Source organism: Rubripirellula amarantea, assembly GCF_007859865.1.
GTDB classification, from domain to species: domain Bacteria; phylum Planctomycetota; class Planctomycetia; order Pirellulales; family Pirellulaceae; genus Rubripirellula; species Rubripirellula amarantea.
Genome location: NZ_SJPI01000002.1, coordinates 1,336,455 through 1,353,361, shown reverse-complemented (window position 1 = coordinate 1,353,361; position 16,907 = coordinate 1,336,455). Strand labels below are relative to the sequence as shown.

Genomic DNA, 16,907 nt, shown 5'->3' with positions numbered 1-16,907 from the left:
AATCATGATTCAACGAATCCTTGTCACTGGCGGTGCCGGTTTTCTTGGCTCTCATCTTTGCGAGCGACTGGTCAATGATGGTCATGATGTGATTTGCTTGGACAACTTCTTTACCAGTCAAAAAACGAACGTTGTCCATCTGCTCGATCGTCCCAATTTCGAATTGATCCGACACGACATCACGTTGCCGATTTTTTTGGAAGTGGACCAGATCTACAACATGGCTTGCCCGGCGGCCCCCGGACACTACCAATACAACCCCATCAAGACGATCAAGACGAGCGTTCTTGGGTCGATCAACATGCTTGGTGTTGCCAAGCGGTGCGGAGCTCGTATCTTGCAGGCCAGCACGAGCGAAGTTTACGGGGACCCGGAAGTTCATCCCCAGGTGGAAAGCTATCGAGGCAGCGTTAATCCAATCGGGCTGCGTGCGTGTTACGACGAAGGCAAGCGAGTTGCCGAAACGTTGTTCATGGACTACCACCGCAGCAACAACGTCGACGTTCGCATTGTGCGGATCTTCAATACCTATGGACCTCGAATGCATCCCTATGACGGGCGTGTCGTTTCGAATTTCATTCGCCAAGCATTGGTGGGCGAAAACATCACGATCTTTGGTGATGGGAAGCAGACTCGATCGTTCTGTTACCGCGATGATTTGTGCGATGCCATTATCGGAATGATGAATGTCGACGATTTTGTGGGGCCAGTAAACATTGGCAATCCTGTGGAGTTCACCATTCGTGAACTAGCCGAGGAAGTTATTCGAATCTCGGGCGCCAAAAGCAAGCTGGTCGAGCGTCCCTTACCTTCCGACGATCCCACTCGCCGTCGCCCTGACATATCGCTTGCCAAAGAAAAGCTGGGCTGGGAACCCAAGGTCCCGCTTGCTGAAGGGTTGCAGCGAACGATCGAATGGTTCCAAAGTATCAACCTGGATGACTACCGAGCCCCAACACCGAACTACGTCTAATTGGACGTTAGTTTTGCCATCGGGTGGGAACGCGGCGAACATCGTCCGGATCCGTTTGAGGGCCATCGGCATAGACGCTGGCTCCTGGGTCGACGCCGATTGGTCGAGCCAACCATTTGCCCAAGACGCTGCACATCAGTGCGGGCAATAGGAAGGTAACGCCCAATAGCGCGCTCATCAGCAGTCCGAACATGAACAGCGAAAATCGACTTGTTGGAACAAAATCACTGAACCAATAAGCCATCAGCGCCACGCCGCAGACGAGCGTTGTTTGCACCATCGCCATCCCGCATTGTGCCAGAGCTCCGTAGGCGGCTCGGATCTGCCCGATACCACGTGCGCGTCGCGAACCGAAACGGCTGAGCAGGTGAACGGTGTCATCGACCGCAATCCCCAATGCGACACTGGCTGACATGACCGAGCCTATGTCCAGCGGAAGTCGAATCAATCCCATCATGCCAAACAGAGCAACGGTGGGGAAAAGGTTCGGTAGCATGGCAATCAAGCCGCCAATCACGCTTCGTAGCATGACAACCATCACCACGGCGATCACGCCAAAGGCAGTTACGAAGGACCAAAACAAGTCACGTAACAGAATCTCTTGCGATTTGTGAACGATCGCAACTCCGCCGGTGAACGTTGCTTGGACGGGGATCGATGCGTCCTCTATCGCTTCGTCCGCTGATGCCTTAATCGCGTCGATCTGGTCACCGATGTCGGTAAATTCGTCATGAGGAATTCGGATACTGATTCGCCAGAGTTGCCGATCCGGATCATTAGCGATGAAGCCGAGTTGTCCGAGCGCGGATTCGGGGTCGCGAAGTTGCTTGATGAGTCCACTACGCGTGATCGTGTCGCGAATGCTTCGGCCTCGCGGAATCGAACGAACGAACGTTCGGGGCGACAAAGTACCACCGACTTCCGATTGGTGATTGATTGCGATCTGAACTTTTTCAACGATCGCAAAACGCTCGATCAAATCGTCTTCCTCGGTCATGGCTGGAAATGTCAACAACAGCTCACCGGTGATGGTCGGGCCAATGTTTCGCTCAAACCATGCGTAGCTCGTGCGTATGTCGCTGTCCGGCAAGAACATTCGAGGCACGTTAACGCTACTTTCAAGCCGACTTAGTCCAACCGACAAAAAACCCGCGATGGTCAAGAACGTCACGATGATGGGCCACGGTCGGGCCATTCGACGGCGGAACCAAATCTTTGCGGTATTGCGCTCTTCAATAGCGCTGTCTTGATTGAGTGCTCGCTCGATGTACTTTTTGCGAGGCTTGGTTAGCACCATCGCCCCGGGCAACACCAAGACCAGCAATCCGAGTGTCAGGATGACGCCGAGCGAAGCGACGGCGCCAAAGATTCGGACCGGACCAAGACGCACCAAGATAAGCGACATCAAGCCAATGACCGTGGTTCCGGTCGCCAGCATGCACGGCATCACGCCAGCTCGCATTGCTCGCGATGCTGCTTCACTTCGCGATGTATGGGGGAATTCTTTCGTGATGTCGAGGTAGTAATTGCTGAGGTGAATACCGGCCGAGACCGTTAGCACAAAGACCAATGGCGGTAGCACGATAAGCACCGCATTCATGGGTGTTCCCGTGTAGTAGACCGCGGCCAAGACGAGCCCTTCGCCGATCACAGCGACGGCGACAATGGCAGTGGTCAGCGGAACGGAACGAAGGCAAAATAAACACAAAATCGCCGCTATGATCGCTGACGGCGGCGAGAACGTTTTGATTGAGCGAATGCTTTCGGCGTCGACGACTGCGCCTTCAAAAGGGCCGCCGACCACTGCGACATCCAGCGCAGAACGATCGACTAGGCGACCTACCATTTCACGGATGGCGGGAATCAGTTCGCGACGCTTCGATAGTCCGCTTTCGTGAAGCGAAACGACAAGGCAGGTGTGTTCGCGATCGGGGCCGATCAATGTCCCCACCAATCGCGAAATGGCCATCTCGCGAGGAATGCTTGCTGGCGAGGAAGTCATCGTTTGCAACGTTTCGTCGCCACTACGCGCCCACTGCAACGGATGAGGGTCGCCACAAATGGTTTGCATTTCAGCTATCCACTCATCGGCCCAATCGGGAAGGACAACGTCCTCGCTCGGCTGGCCTTGATCTACCGACAATGGTTGCAGAATTGCGGATGCCTGCGCGAGGCTAGGCGAACCGAGCGTCGATTCTTCCCACGCGACCATGATCAGGTCGGCGACGGAAAAGTGTTCGGCGAAGTCGTTGAACTCGGCTTTTTCGGCAAGCGAATCAGGCACCCAATCCGATGGCCGATTAAAGAGAGACCGGATGGCGGCGTCGGAATGAATGATTGCCGGTATCGCTAACACCACCAAAACGGCGACACCCACCCAAAGTCGGCGTAAGTAACGCCGCATTAGCGGATCAGTCTCTTGCTTGTCGCTCTCTTCGCTCGCTGTTTCCATCACTCACTGACATCTTGTCGGGGAAGAAGCTACACACGCAACGTTTCAGGATTGGTCGGTTCTGACTTTGCCGCTGGACTCTTTCATCAGTCGATCCAGAACACCGTTGACGAAACGAGGGCTGTTCTTGTCACCATAACGTTTAGCCAACACGATCGACTCATTCACTGCAACTCGACCTGGGGTGTCAGCGAAAAGAATCTCGTAGGCCCCCAAGCGTAGTACGTTTCGATCAACAACCGCCATTCGTGGCAATGCCCAGTGCGATGACAGTTTGGAAAGGTGCTCGTCAATTTCGACACGATGTTCAATTGTGCCGGTGAGTAAATCACATGCGAAATCAGTAAGCGCCTTCCGTCCTTGCATTCGTGATCGGATGAACTTCTTAGCCGACTCTGCTTCACGAAAGTCGTTGACATCTGCCTCGTAGAGCAGTTGCAGGACAATTTCGCGGGCGCGGCGACGCGTGGACATAGACGTTCTAGGTGAGTGGATGCTGCTGGGTCAGCTAAGATTGTACGCCCAAGACTTAGGATCGACGAAGGGGGGGCAGTGCGATTGGAAATGGAGACCCAAGAAGACGCAATTCGCTAAGGAACCGGCGTTCCGGCCTCTTGCTTAGCCAAAAGGTTTGATGCCCGAACAAGGCAACGTTTGTCCGCCTTGAGATAACGACTAATGGCAGAATCCTGGTCCAACCGTACCGCGAAAGAATCAGACACGTCGTCGTAGCCAATCAGGGTTGCCGGCAAGAGTTCTACATTGGATTCGCAATAATGTTGCACCGTCACCGGAAGATTCGCTTGAGACCCTGCCAATTGCCGCCAATGGTGGTCCGACTCCGTTTCGTCGATCATCTCGCCATCTTCATCAACGCGGTATCCGTAGATTGACGCGGCCAGACGTTCGTCGTCGCGTTCCACTTTGTTTTGCCACCGCAAGCGCTCGGCAAGGTTGTCGCCAATCCAGATGCGCGAATTGTCGTTCCATGCCACGCAAACAACGGACTGTGTTGCGTTGGTCAACGCGGCAACGCAGTCAAAGAGCCTTTGCTTGGCCAAAGGTTCGTAATCGAGCACGCTGAGAGTGACAACGTCAAAGCGGATCGTGTTTGTTTCGCGATCATACTCGCCCGCCCGTTGGTCAATCACACCACGAAGATCTGAGGCCGATGCTGCAATTCGCGAAACGCCGACGACAAAGGAATCGCCGGATTGTGTTGTCAACGACCATCCCGACTTATCCGCGAAGTTGTCCAGTTCACGTACTTGAACCGATTCACCAAGTGATTGCGAAAACGCGGACTGCAGATTCTTCGTTCCCCACTCGTGCCACTGAAGTTTGGTCAGGTTTGCGTTGACCACAATGCGTAGCGTTTGTTGAGCACCGTGGTACCCAATGGTCATCGGGTAAGCTTCAAGCAGAGTGTCGAAGTGAGGATTATTGGACTGCAACTCAAACAGTCGTCGACGAGGAGCACTGATCAACCAATTAGCCACTTCGTCTGGTTTCTCGGTCGCAAAGTGCTCAGGCAAAACCGATAGATTCCCTTCAGCCAAGTCAGCCAGCAGTTCGGCTGGGACGTCAATCGAAGCGTATCCGACGGGTTCGCTCGACTGAGCGAGAAGTTGACGAGCTTCGTCGAATCGTTCTGCTGCTAACAACGCCAAGATTCGAGCATTTTGCAGGCTGGAAAGATCGTTGTTGTCTGAGTCGCTTTGACGGTTTTCGGCAATCTTCAACCCTCGTTCGCAAAGGGCGATCGCTTCATCCCAACGTCCGGCTTCCGCGTGTATCTCCACTGCACTGGTAAACGAGTTGGCAAGCGATGCAACGTCCACGCTGGAATCGCGTTGGACGTCGGCTAGCCAGGCTTCGGCGAGTTGCCAATCTGAAAAACGTTCTGACTCGGTGATCATGGATTGCCGCAATCCGAGGTCACCTGCGATTTCGTCGCCAGAGTTTGAAGCCGTCAAATCGGCTGGCAGCAGGCGTAAACTCGCGAAGTACTGGTTGCGTTCGTTGCTGGCAAAGTAAGAGTAGAAGTCGTCATTCGACTCTGCAATCTCGTCAGCCTTAGAAACAACTTCCTGGTGTAGTTTGATGCTGGTATCGCGATCGTCCGAACGTTGGGCCAGATGAGCCTTCACCCGCAGCGATTGAAGCTGCATCATCGCATCGCCATCGGCGTATCGATCGGCAAAGGACCGCAGTTCGGCGTCGGTGGCGTTATCAATCATCCAGCGACCGATTTGAATCGATAGATACGGATCGTCACCAAATCGTCGAACGACTAAATCGGTTTGCCCGGTTTCCTGAATCGCTGCGGCCAACAGTTCTTTGACTGTCCCGTTCCACCAAGATATGTCTTCATCGGACGCTTGTTCGGGTTCTTCTAGCCACTCGTGGAAGACGCCAAGCTTTGCGGCAGCGGCTTCGTTCTCGTTGAGCAACATATGTGCGAGCCCGATTAGACCCTGGGCAACTGGAAGTTCAGAAACGTCCGGGCGGTTTGCGAAAGCCGTGATCAGGTTAGCGGGTTTGGAAATGGTGATGTCCTCGAGCACATAGTCCATCAGCATTCTTAACGTTTCATCTAAATCCTTCGACTCAGCGAGAATCGCATCATAATTCTCTTGGCCGATGCGAACGTGAAACCAGTCACGTTTGGACGACCGACGCCATAGCTCGGATTCGGCAATCTCGTTGACTTTAAGGTACGAAGCAGCAGCGGCATCGTGGTCGTCCCGTGCCCATGCCGCGTTGGCGGCTAGTAACTCGACCATTCCGATGGGAACAGATTCGAGTGCTTTGACCGCGTCAATTGAGGCGGATGCTAGTTCAGGATGATAGTACGCGTTGTCGGCAAACCGTTCCCAAACTTGATCATCGTTTTGGGAAGCGGCGGAACGTGCCGCATAGATCATTGCCGGAATGTCTTTGACCCGCTCGTAATCGGCGAGAACCGTTAGCTGGCCAGTATCTCGTGCCATCATCTTCAGAGCGTTTGCACGTGCATCGGCGGACTCGTCGTCGCGATCCTGCTGGGCAAAGATCTCGGCTGTCAGCCAGTCGTGGTTGGGGTGTTGCGGCGATTGTGATTGAGCACGCTTCAGAGCCTCGATGGCTTTGTCGTGGTTGCCCAAGCTCGTTTGGCACAAGGCAACCATGGGCCAAACTCCCCAAATTGCGTCGGGGTTCTTGATGGAAGCGAGCACTCGAATTGCTTCGGTGTTTTCTTCTTGTTGATAGTACACATAGGAAAGCTTCAGCATTGCCAAGTCGCGATCGCTCGGCAGCATGCTTGCACGTTCGCACTCTCGCAAACGCTTGCGCGCATCGTCGATTTTACCGTCAGCCCATAATTCGCTCGCGGTGTTCATCTTTAACAACGTTGACTCGTATCCATCGGCGAACATGATGTCACCGCGAGCGTAGGCAGCATACTCATCTGAGATTCGCCGCCCTTCCTCGAGCATTGCGTGGTCATAGACTCGCCAGCGATCGGGCTCGTGAATACTTTGCGCAGACCAATCGCCAACCTCGTCGTAAACCAGAAACCAGCGAGCCGATGTAGCTTGGTCGGAATAGGAATAGAACAAGATGTCGACTTCGGCGAGCGGTTGATCATCGCGAACGGTAACGTTCAGAACTCGCCAGTAATCAGCGTGCCTGGGTGGAAGTGGCGTGTATTGCTTGATCCAGCTTGCGATTTGTAATCGCTCGATCATTCCGATCTCATTGTCGCCCCATGGGCTCTTGGCAACCGCTTCGACAAACATGCCTGAATGAAAAGGGATTTCGTCTTCAGCTTCGTTTTCCAGGGCCGCGTTCACAAAATCGAGAACGGATGGATCCCAATTGGAATCGGGATCCACGGAACCCTGTTCCACCTGAAGCTTCGCAACACGCAGCGCTTCGTTGAACGCGCTTGCATCGTCTTCGAACACGCTTTCTCTTTCGGGCAACTCGGTTACCACGCCCTGGTTCGCGATCGAGCGAAAAGCGACGAAGGACAGACCAGCAAAGCCACTGCAAACAATGAACAAGCTGGCAACGATCAACCCGATAACAAGCAAGCCCGACCGTTGGTTGGTAGGGTTGGGCCGAGGACCAAGGTTGTTCGGCCCGCCCAACGGAGACGTGCTAAGGGACGAAGCGGTTTGGTTGAGGTGCGACGGACCTGGGTCCACAAATGGATTTTCAGACACGGTTGCCGATCGTCGTGATGGGGAACGGTTGAGATTGGGGTTAGACCGAAGGGATCAGGCTTGCTTGGCACGGCTGGCTAATGACGTGCTCGGTCACGATGTTTCCGCCGATCAAATGTTCGTCAATGATGCGGTCGATCACGTCGGGTGTACAACCGCCGTACCAAACACCATCGGGGAACACGACCACGATCGGACCGCCTTTGCATAATCCCATGCAGCCCAGTTTTAGCCGCATCAGTTTGCCCTGTCGCTTACCCAACTTCGCCGAATCTCGATTGAACTGCTTAATTCGCTCACGAAGATGCTTCCAAGTTGCCTGCATGGACTTCTTACTGGCACACTTTGCGGTCCGAGTGTCGACACACATCCCGATAGAACGGCTGACTTGGTCCAAACCTGCTTTCTTGGCCTTCTTGCGTGCTTCTTCGATGGAGTCAGAGAGTTTCTTGGGTTTGGACATGCTTGAGAGGATATTTCCAGTTGACGAGGTCGGTGGAACGAATAGACTGGCAGCTATTGAGAATGAGTTGCAACAAGCAATCTCCCCCCACCTGTCTCAGTGTAAGCTCTCAAGGCTCGACCCAAGTGCATTCACAAACGATTTTGAACGTATTTCCAGCGTCCGACGGCCATTCTCGACTCGTCGTCGCGGTTGAGAAAAGTGACAGCAAGGCGGGCGACGAACAATCGGGACGCTTGGTGCTTCGACAAGAAACGTTCTCGTCAGCGGTGGGATGGTTCACACAGAGCTGCATTCCGGTTGAACCGGAACAGGTCGCAGGGTTGAAAATGATGCTCACGAGCACTCATGGCGGCGTTGAAAACAAGCAATCACTGACCAAGCAATCGGTGCCTCGGCCGCGAGTTCGGGGTACTGGCCCATCAGTTTTGGCGTTTGACCAAGCAGTCCATGCGGCTGGTTAAGGCCAGGTTCGCCCTTTGAGCTGCCCCAGTCGAGGTGCCCCAGTCGAGGTGCCCCAGTTGAACTGCCCCAGTCGCCGAAGTTGGCGTTTCAAACGAGATCGTTAACCCACCGAACTGACGAACCCAGTGGGTCTGAACATGTCAGACGCTCGAAACCCGCACGGGTTCTCTGGACTCCCACTTGAGAAACTTGATAGCGTCAGGTAGACTCCCGCAAAATTCACCATAAATTAGCGGTGAATCCACCCCAGAATTCACTGTTTGTAAGATTTGTAAGGCACACGGAAATGGCACATAAGAAGGGACAGGGATCGAGCCGAAACGGTCGCGATTCCAATGCACAACGTCGCGGCGTTAAGAAGTTTGGTGGCGAAGCTGTAGTCGCCGGTAACATCCTCGTTCGTCAGGTTGGCACCAAGTTCCACCCTGGACGCGGTGTTGGCCAAGGCAACGATTACACCCTGTTCGCGTTGATCGACGGTAAGGTCATGTTTGACCGCAAGGGACGACGTATCAACGTGGTTGCGTAGTTTTTGACTCGCACTGAAAATCAAGAAAAGCCTCGTCATTTGACGAGGCTTTTTTCGTTTTCTGATGGATGGCTGCTGCTAGGAAGCCTAAACCAATCTCGCTTCGCCCCATAAACTGGGGTCTTCCATGACGGGGTACTCTGGCCCAAGCGACAGCGTTTGCCAGCCGAGTTCGCGATCAATCACCGCGTAGTACAGACTGATTCTGGGTTGCTGCTTGGGTTCGTACCCAGTCAATGCCTCGCTGGGAACAATTCCAGAGAGTTCATATCCATCGTGACGTGGGAACGCGACGACCTTGATGGCCGAATTTGAAATCGGCTTGGGAAAGTTTCGAGCACGGTTGATTGGAACCAGTGCCGAGACGGGGCGTTCTCGTTGTGGTCCGCCGCCTGATGGCATCCAAAGAAACCGGTGACAATACTGCGTCGCTCGGTGAATATTGGGACTGCAACGCGTGTCGATCCACAAGTGAAACCCGTCACTGTCCTCGGGCCTTGAATCGCGGCACCACGGCAATTGGCGTTTACCGTTGACGTTAAGGTGCACACCAATGCCTTGCTCGGACCACGCCATTCGCACGTCCGCGAAAACGGGCCGCCCCGCCAGACCACCGAACGATGGTAACCGACAAGTTTCGGGCAGTTTTAACCCCTTGGTCGACCAATCGAGTTTCTGCTTCTTCAAGTCGATTTCAAACCGAAACAGAAACGTTGGGTCGATGAACGTTGTTTTCTTGGCAGCAGGCGTGCTGGTGGGGTCGCTCAAAAGTGGGCTCAATTTTGGGAAAAACGAACAATCCAAATGACAGAGATGTCCGACGCCAGTGTGTAAGTTGGCAGCCGATTCGCCAACCCCTGATCGTTGCATGCCAATTGAGATGTCAGATCATAAGTCCCAAGAATACGTTTCCTCCCATCCTCAACCCAACCCTCAACGCAGTTCACAATTATCGTGGAATGCTGGAGCTTGGTTCGGTCCCATGATTGGAGGAACCGCGTGGATGGCCGCGTCAGGGCTCATGTTGTTGAAGGACGGCATCTTGTTTCCCGGGATCATCTCCATAGGCGGGTTCGTGCTCGTTTGTACTGTCACGGCATGGATGTGGGCTCAACGTCACCATCGCGATTACTTCACGTCGTTGATGCAGGCTCTAGCGTTGGTCGCGATTTTGACGCCCCTAATATTCTTTACGTTCAAAGCCAGCCTGGACGATCAAGCATTGCGGAAAGTTGGCGTTCCGGAAAACCTTTACGGTTCCCTGTTTATCTGCGGCTTGGTCCCCGCCATCATGATCTTCCTTGCATTGACGATCGGCAGGCGACAAAGACCTGAGCCGCCTCAACCATAGCGTTGATACCACCGCCGAACCCACTACCGATCGCTACGCCGAACCCACCGCCGACTGCTGCCTCGACTGCTGCCTCGACTGCTGCCTTGACTTCTGCGCCGACCGTTCTAGGCTTGTGACGCGTGGTCATCCGGAATTGGTGTGGATGAAACTAGCGCAATGATCGTCTGGCCGGCTTGAGGGTGCAGATCATCGCCCACGGTTTTGAAGATCACGTGCTTGTCTTCGTCGATCGCACACATGAGCGTCGCGCCGCCTTGGTGACGTTTTAAGAAATCTGCGTATGAAAATTCTTCGCTAAGCGTCGTCGAACGGAACGTGGACCCAATTTCGACTTGCCCTTTGATGCTCGAAAACGTTGTACCTTCGTTGAAAAGTTCTCTTCCCATCAAGTTCTTGGTCATGCCGCGGCGGCTCTTCGAATTTTGCTTGGTAAAGGACAATTGGTACGCTCCGGACCGCCCAAAGATGTGCTGACATTCCTTAACCGCCAACGTGTTGACCTCATCGTTGGGCGTCATTGCCATGAACGAGCCAATCCCGGCTAGCGGAAGTTCTTCCCGCGCGTGTTCGTTGAGGATGTTGGCACAAACCGCAGTCAAACCCGCAACCTTGGCCTGGGTCACTTTGTTGTAGTTGGTGTCGACCAGGACAACAGGAATCTTGGACTTCTGCAATTGCAGAGCAAATTCGCGAACCCAGGCGTCGGCGCCCACAATCAGCACACCATTCGACTTTGAATCCGCAAGCCCAAGCCAACTCGCCAGCGGTGCTGCCGAAAGCCCATAGACCGTAACCGTTCCGACAATCACCAAGAATGTAACGGTCGCTAACTGGTCAGCGCCGGGCAACGCAAATCCTTCAAGCTTTCGTTCCAATTCCAACGCAAAAACGCTACTGACCGCAGCAGCCACGATTCCTCGAGGAGCCAAACCGGCAACAAATGCCTGTTCCGCATAGGTCAGTTTGGACCCAATCAACGAAATGAAAACCGCCAGTGGGCGCACCAATAAGATCAGGATCAACAAGAACGCGAGTCCTGGCCATCCAATCGCAGCAACGTCCGCCAAATCGACCCGCGATCCAAGCACAATGAACAGGCAGCCGATCAGAAGGGTTCGAAGATTCTCTTTGAATTCGATAATGTGCGCGATCTCAAAGCCGTGCTGGTTAGTCAGCCATAGGCCCAGAACCGTCACCGTGATCAAACCCGATTCGTGCGCCATGGTGTTGCTGATCGCGAACAACAACAAGCCGACCGACAAGGCGCCCACGCCCTGCAATTGATCGGGAACCCAGAACCGCTTGAACGCCGACGTCAGCATCCAACCGCCTGCGACGCCCAGCAGTGTTCCAATGGCAGTTGTTTTCGCGAGCATCACCATTGCTGACCCAAACGTAGCCTCGCCGGCATGCAATAAGGCTTGCTCGAACACCAGCACCGCTAGGATGGCTCCGATGGGATCGATGACGATGCCTTCCCACTTTAATGTCGCCGAAACGCGCTTGCTTGGTCGGACTTGTCGAAGAATCGGGCCAATCACCGTCGGGCCAGTCACAACCAGGATGGCTCCCAACAAAGAACTCACCTGCCACGAAAAGTTCAGGCAGTAGAATGCTCCGATCGTGGCACCAGCCCACGTGATCAACGCCCCGATCGTGCACAGCCGCAGTGCCGCACCGCCAGCCTCGCGAAGTTCGCTCAACTTCAACGACAAGCCGCCCTCGAACATAATCACGGCGACCGACAGCGATACGATCGGAAAAAGGATCTCGGGCCCCGCTTGCAGACCACCGCCGGTAAGTTCCGCGAAGTAAGAATCAGGTTTAACGAACTGCCCCAGAGCGACACCGAAGAGCAGCAGCAAGAGAATGCTCGGCAGATTCGTTCGCCAAGCGAGCCATTGGGCGGCGAGTCCCAGAGCTGGGATAATCGACAGGTAAAGCAGAAATTCCATCAGCGCGAAAGCTTTGGGAAAAGAAGGACGGGCAAGCGATGCTGAGCAAAAGGTAACGAGGTTGAACGCTAGGTGGTAGCAGGTGGCCGCACACCCGAGCATCGGCGGCTTTCTGCGAGCCACAGTCGGCACGCGTACGGGACTTTCTGACATACTACAATTGTCGAACTGTTCTCACCTCTCTAGATGGAACCTGATGTCCAAGACGGATTCTCCTAACGACTTTGAAGTACCTCAGGTTGCCGATTGGTTTCAGAATGGATTTCACCGCTTCTTGTCGCCGTATCTGGCGAGGCATTTTCATGCGATTGCGGTTGCCAAGGGAACGAAACCCGTGGAGCCATCCGATGCGGCTGTGTCTAGTCAGCACCTCAATCGCGATCTCAAAGAAGATCGATCAGGCTTACAGCTATCAGGCTCAGATCCTATCGGCACCGAACAGTCCGCTCGCGACCTCGTCGTCGGTGCCGTCGAGCCGGTGATTGTCTTTGGAAATCATCCTGGATGGTGGGATCCCTTGATTGCCCATTTCCTGAATCAACAACTCCTGGGAGGCCGCCAGTTCTATGCCCCCATCGATGCTTCTGCGCTAGAAAACTATCGCGTGTTCGCCAGGCTGGGATTCTATGGGGTCGACCTGAATCGAACCTCCGGTGCGGCTGCGTTTTTGAAGTACAGCAACAAGATCTTGGATCAGGGGCGTGCCGCTTTGTGGATCACACCCGAGGGTCGATTTTCTGATGCACGTGATCATTCAGCGGAACTGATGCCCGGACTGGCTCACCTGTGCCATCGACGACGCACGGGCTACGCGATCGCAATGGCGATGGAGTACGTGTTTTGGGATGAACGCTTGCCGGTTTGCTTGGTTCGATTCGGTAGTCCCATTTCACTCGGCCAACATGACCAATGGTCCAAGTCCGATTGGTCGATTCAGCTAACCAAACAACTTCGTGACAACCAGAAAGAATTGGCCGCGTTGGCGATTCGTCGTGATTCATCGCACTTCGAGAACCTGTTAAAAGGACGAAAGGGTGCGGGAGGTGTTTACGACTTCTTTCGGCGAACAAAGTCTTGGATCACCAGGACCGAGTTTCAATCGCAGCACGGAAAGCAGTTTCAATGATCTGGCTGACCATCGCGATCATTGCTCTCGTGCTGTCGTTAATCGCGGTCGGCAACTGCTGGGCAAACCTGCCTCAATTCATCGTCGATCTGACGCACGATGAATCGGCAAGCACAAGCGTGTCCGTGTTAATCCCAGCTCGTGATGAAGAAGCCGGGATCCACGCGAGCGTGACCGCTGCCCTGGCCAGTGAGAACATCGATGTCGAAGTGATTGTGATGGATGATCAATCGACCGACCGAACCGCGGAAGTCGTAAAAAATCTTGTTGACGTCGATCCTCGCGTTCGATACGCACAAGGAAAACCGTTGCCGGACCGATGGAATGGAAAGCAGCATGCCTGTTACCAATTGTCGTTGTTGGCATCGAACGATCGTTTGGTGTTCATGGACGCCGACGTGCGATTAGAACCCGATGCGATCGCGAAGTTGGTGACCTACCAGGACACGCATCAAGCAAAGCTACTCAGCGCGTTTCCTCACCAAGAGACGGGCACTTGGCTTGAGAAGTGGATCATTCCCATGATGTACTACATCCTGCTGTGCTATTTGCCGATGGGACGAATGAGGCGATCAACATCGCCAGCATTCGCGTCGGGCTGCGGACAACTTTTTGTCACTCGTAAGTCTGACTACGAGCTCGCCGGCACCCACCGCGCGATTCGCGGTTCGCGGCATGACGGGATCAAGCTTCCGCGGGCTTATCGTGAAGCTGGTCTATCGACGGATGTGATCGACGGTACGAATCTGGCCAAGTGCCGGATGTACCGAAATGCTCGAGAGGTGGTTCGAGGAGCACTTAAGAATGCGACGGAAGGCATCGCCAGTACCCGGCTGATTGTTCCATTCTCGGTTCTATTGATCGGTGGCAGTGTGCTTCCCCTGATCGTGATGTCTTCTGCTGCACTGAACCGCCCAGCGTTCTTGGTGGCTTCGGCAGCGGCGTTTTTAGGGCATTTGCCGCGAGCTTGGGTGTGCAAGAATTTTCGGCAATCGGGCTGGGGGTTGGTCTTCCACAGCGCGTCAGTTTTGGTATTCGTCGGGCTGCAGTGGCTGGCGCTTCTGCAATCGTGGGTGGGCGTTCGGGTGAAGTGGCGCGGGCGAGATTGACTAGAAAGAGGTCGTCGAGATCGAGATTCGCTGGGGCAAGTCCGCTCGGGTGATCCCCCGATTTGTCCGAATAAGCCGCAGAAACGGTCATGGATTCTAGGGTCTGGATGATGTGTACAGGCATATTTGTTTTTGTAGCAAATTGCCGTAGAAATCAACTAAACTACCAATAATGGCCATTCATCGCCGTCACCCCTACAAATCGCCTTTTCCACCTCTCTCGTTCGAGAATACGTTCATGCAACGCCCTTTTGTTGCCGCTTTCATCACAGCGCTCGCCCTTGTCCCTAGCCTCGTTTGGGTGCCATCATCCGCGGTGGCCCAGGAACTAATGCCATCTCACGTGGCTGCCAAGCTTGGTTTGGTCGAGAGTTGGACGCGCACTGTCACCGCTCCGATGGGAACTCAGTCGATTTCGGACTTGCTGTTGCATGTTCACGACGCGGATCCCAATGAGTATGTCGAAGTGGTCGCTAGCCAACCCGGTGCCAAAGCGTCGCCCGCTACTGGCAAGAGTGCGGCTGATGAAACGAAGGAGGGTGGAGCGGAAAGCGACGTGGACAACGTTCGCGTGATGAGCCGCATTTGGACCAATCAAGCCGATCGTCTGGGCGAACCGATTGGACTAGCCGAGGCCGAGCGACTCGCCAAGAATGAAGTTCGCAGGTTAAAACGCTATGGCATCGAAGCGAGCATTCGAACCACCCAATCGCCTCGCGTTCGTTTGTATTCAGTATCAAACGACGGAACACTTGAGGCCCGGGACGCTGAAACGGGGGCAGTGATCTGGATGACTCGCGTTGGCAATCGGAAGTTGAATTTCGGTGGGCTAGGAGTCGATGATCAACTGCTTACCGTTATCAACGGAACTAACCTTATTGTCGTCGACGCCACCAACGGTGAAGTTGTTAAAGAGCTGCGTCTGCGACGACCACCACTCTTTGGCGCCATCAACAGCGGCGACTATGTGATGGTGCTAGGTATCGGTGGAGACGTTGATTCGTACCTGTTGAGTGACTTAGAACGCGATATTTTCTATTCGAGCTTTCAAGGCCGCGCTCTCGCACCACCAGTAAAAGCACCTGGCGATTCCACTAAAGTCGTTTGGGCAACTGACGCACACTTCATCTACGGAATGGAATTGCAGGGCAAACCATCCATCCAGTTTCGCTTTGCGACCGACGGGATGGTGTCTGGCAAACTGGCTCGTGCTAGCGGCGACCGCTTCTTCTTCGGTACCGACAATGGTCAGGTCTACGGGATTCGAGCGAACCGCACAGGCGAGGTCTTGTGGAGCCAACCGTTTGGCGAGCCGTTCTATGACGAACCGGTGATCTTTGGTGATCAGCTTTTCATTCGGTCGGCCTATGGAACGCTTTACTGCGTGTCGGTCGCGACGGGTGAGCCAATTTGGGATCAACCCGCGAAATCTGTTGATGAGCTGATTGGTGCGGTTGGCAAGGGTTTGTTTGTGCGGAGTACATCCGGAGCAATGGCCGTGATCGACCAAAAGACCGGTGACCGCGTTGAACTATTCCGCAGCCTCAGACCCGGGCGTTTGCTGAAGAATACGCTGACCAATCGTTTGTATTTGGTGAGCGAAAATGGCGTCATCCAGTGTTTGCGACCCGAGGACGCTGAGCTGCCGACTCTTAACATTCAGCCCGATAGTTCGGAAGAAGAAGCCGCGGATGCTGGTGAAGGCGATGCGAAGCCAGAATCCGAAGAGGCAGCTCAGCCCGATACGATGGACCCCTTTGGTGCCGGTGCAAGCGATCCCTTCGGCGCCGGTGCGAGTGACCCATTTGGTGCTGGCGATGGCGGAATGTCGGATCCGTTTGGAAGTGGAGCGGGTGAATCATCCGACCCGTTCGCGGATCCGTTCGGAGGCTAGGAATCTCAGTCGCAATGACGATGGCGTTGGCCATCGCCACAGCGAATCGGCATCGAGCGTATTGAAACGAAAAAACCTCGGCTAGCAAACTTGCTAACCGAGGTTTCGTTTTGTAGAGCTAGTCGTTGCCGACGTGGTGAAGACAGCGACCTGGAACGCAGGATTACATTCCGCAGCCGCAGCTTGGCTCGCAACCGCATGCTGGTTCGATGTACTCGCAACCGCAAGCTGGTTCGGTGTCACAGCAGTTGTTGTGCTTGTGGAAAAGCTTCGAGAACAGACCCTTGATCTTGCTTCCGCAAGCAGGAGCTGAATCGCAGCAAGGATCAACTTCGCAACCGCATGATGGTGCAGCTACTTCGCAACCGCAAGCTGG

13 protein-coding genes are annotated in these 16,907 nt (G+C 54.4%); 7 read left to right on the top strand and 6 right to left on the bottom strand.

Translation table 11 applies throughout. The annotated features are described in order from the left end of the window. Nucleotides 1-4 precede the first annotated feature (4 nt). The gene (locus Pla22_RS18765; protein ID WP_146516278.1) at nucleotides 5-973 is read left to right on the top strand and encodes a UDP-glucuronic acid decarboxylase family protein; all 969 of its coding nucleotides are present in this window, start codon (nucleotides 5-7) and stop codon (nucleotides 971-973) included. A gap of 7 nt (nucleotides 974-980) precedes the next feature. Here Pla22_RS18765 and Pla22_RS18760 read toward each other — a convergent pair whose 3' ends face one another. The 4 genes from Pla22_RS18760 to Pla22_RS18745 form a co-directional block, all read right to left on the bottom strand. Further along, complete coding sequence (locus tag Pla22_RS18760; RefSeq protein WP_146516277.1) at nucleotides 981-3,425, bottom strand: efflux RND transporter permease subunit; 2,445 nt, start codon at nucleotides 3,423-3,425, stop codon at nucleotides 981-983. Between the two features lie 45 nt (nucleotides 3,426-3,470). After that, entirely contained in the window at nucleotides 3,471-3,899 is a 429-nt protein-coding gene (gene nusB / locus Pla22_RS18755; protein ID WP_146516276.1) for a transcription antitermination factor NusB, read from the bottom strand. 116 nt (nucleotides 3,900-4,015) lie between these two features. Further along, nucleotides 4,016-7,636 carry a tetratricopeptide repeat protein gene (locus tag Pla22_RS18750; RefSeq protein ID WP_146516275.1) on the bottom strand — a complete coding sequence of 1,207 codons (3,621 nt, stop codon included), beginning with the start codon at nucleotides 7,634-7,636 and terminating at the stop codon, nucleotides 4,016-4,018. Between the two features lie 40 nt (nucleotides 7,637-7,676). Next, nucleotides 7,677-8,099, bottom strand: a complete 423-nt coding sequence (locus Pla22_RS18745) for a (2Fe-2S) ferredoxin domain-containing protein (RefSeq protein WP_146516274.1) — start codon at nucleotides 8,097-8,099, stop codon at nucleotides 7,677-7,679. 125 nt (nucleotides 8,100-8,224) lie between these two features. Here Pla22_RS18745 and Pla22_RS18740 point away from each other — a divergent pair, with 125 nt between their 5' ends. Continuing rightward, entirely contained in the window at nucleotides 8,225-8,563 is a 339-nt protein-coding gene (locus Pla22_RS18740; RefSeq protein ID WP_146516273.1) for a hypothetical protein, read from the top strand. 287 nt (nucleotides 8,564-8,850) lie between these two features. Next, a complete protein-coding gene (gene rpmA, locus Pla22_RS18735; protein ID WP_146516272.1) occupies nucleotides 8,851-9,093 on the top strand; it encodes a 50S ribosomal protein L27 in 243 nt (80 codons plus the stop codon). An 87-nt stretch (nucleotides 9,094-9,180) separates the two neighbouring features. Here the strand turns inward: rpmA and Pla22_RS18730 are convergent, their stop codons facing one another. Next, the gene (locus Pla22_RS18730; protein ID WP_242632155.1) at nucleotides 9,181-9,861 is read right to left on the bottom strand and encodes a DOMON domain-containing protein; all 681 of its coding nucleotides are present in this window, start codon (nucleotides 9,859-9,861) and stop codon (nucleotides 9,181-9,183) included. A 112-nt stretch (nucleotides 9,862-9,973) separates the two neighbouring features. On the opposite strand from Pla22_RS18730, the gene Pla22_RS18725 reads away from it, so the two are divergent. Further along, nucleotides 9,974-10,444, top strand: a complete 471-nt coding sequence (locus Pla22_RS18725) for a hypothetical protein (protein ID WP_146516271.1) — start codon at nucleotides 9,974-9,976, stop codon at nucleotides 10,442-10,444. A gap of 107 nt (nucleotides 10,445-10,551) precedes the next feature. On the opposite strand, the gene Pla22_RS18720 is transcribed toward Pla22_RS18725, so the two are convergent. After that, complete coding sequence (locus Pla22_RS18720; RefSeq protein ID WP_146516270.1) at nucleotides 10,552-12,402, bottom strand: cation:proton antiporter; 1,851 nt, start codon at nucleotides 12,400-12,402, stop codon at nucleotides 10,552-10,554. A gap of 196 nt (nucleotides 12,403-12,598) precedes the next feature. On the opposite strand from Pla22_RS18720, the gene Pla22_RS18715 reads away from it, so the two are divergent. The 3 genes from Pla22_RS18715 to Pla22_RS18705 all read left to right on the top strand — a co-directional run bounded on the left by Pla22_RS18715 (nucleotide 12,599) and on the right by Pla22_RS18705 (nucleotide 16,531). Further along, the gene (locus Pla22_RS18715) at nucleotides 12,599-13,528 is read left to right on the top strand and encodes a lysophospholipid acyltransferase family protein (protein ID WP_146516269.1); all 930 of its coding nucleotides are present in this window, start codon (nucleotides 12,599-12,601) and stop codon (nucleotides 13,526-13,528) included. Further along, nucleotides 13,525-14,637: a glycosyltransferase family 2 protein gene (locus Pla22_RS18710; protein ID WP_146516268.1), complete on the top strand. Its 1,113-nt coding sequence runs from the start codon at nucleotides 13,525-13,527 to the stop codon at nucleotides 14,635-14,637. The genes Pla22_RS18715 and Pla22_RS18710 overlap by 4 nt, the downstream gene beginning before the upstream one ends. Before the next feature lie 238 nt (nucleotides 14,638-14,875). Continuing rightward, nucleotides 14,876-16,531, top strand: coding sequence for an outer membrane protein assembly factor BamB family protein (locus Pla22_RS18705; protein WP_165440739.1), 1,656 nt, complete (start codon nucleotides 14,876-14,878; stop codon nucleotides 16,529-16,531). Nucleotides 16,532-16,907: the final 376 nt, after the last annotated feature.

Coding starts and splice junctions, on each gene's coding strand:
- Pla22_RS18720 (WP_146516270.1), bottom strand. CDS start 12,402: ATGGAATTTCTGCTTTACCTGTCGATTATCCCAGCTCTGGGACTCGCC.
- Pla22_RS18760 (WP_146516277.1), bottom strand. CDS start 3,425: ATGGAAACAGCGAGCGAAGAGAGCGACAAGCAAGAGACTGATCCGCTA.
- nusB (WP_146516276.1), bottom strand. CDS start 3,899: ATGTCCACGCGTCGCCGCGCCCGCGAAATTGTCCTGCAACTGCTCTAC.
- rpmA (WP_146516272.1), top strand. CDS start 8,851: ATGGCACATAAGAAGGGACAGGGATCGAGCCGAAACGGTCGCGATTCC.
- Pla22_RS18725 (WP_146516271.1), top strand. CDS start 9,974: ATGTCAGATCATAAGTCCCAAGAATACGTTTCCTCCCATCCTCAACCC.
- Pla22_RS18705 (WP_165440739.1), top strand. CDS start 14,876: ATGCAACGCCCTTTTGTTGCCGCTTTCATCACAGCGCTCGCCCTTGTC.
- Pla22_RS18765 (WP_146516278.1), top strand. CDS start 5: ATGATTCAACGAATCCTTGTCACTGGCGGTGCCGGTTTTCTTGGCTCT.
- Pla22_RS18715 (WP_146516269.1), top strand. CDS start 12,599: ATGTCCAAGACGGATTCTCCTAACGACTTTGAAGTACCTCAGGTTGCC.
- Pla22_RS18745 (WP_146516274.1), bottom strand. CDS start 8,099: ATGTCCAAACCCAAGAAACTCTCTGACTCCATCGAAGAAGCACGCAAG.
- Pla22_RS18710 (WP_146516268.1), top strand. CDS start 13,525: ATGATCTGGCTGACCATCGCGATCATTGCTCTCGTGCTGTCGTTAATC.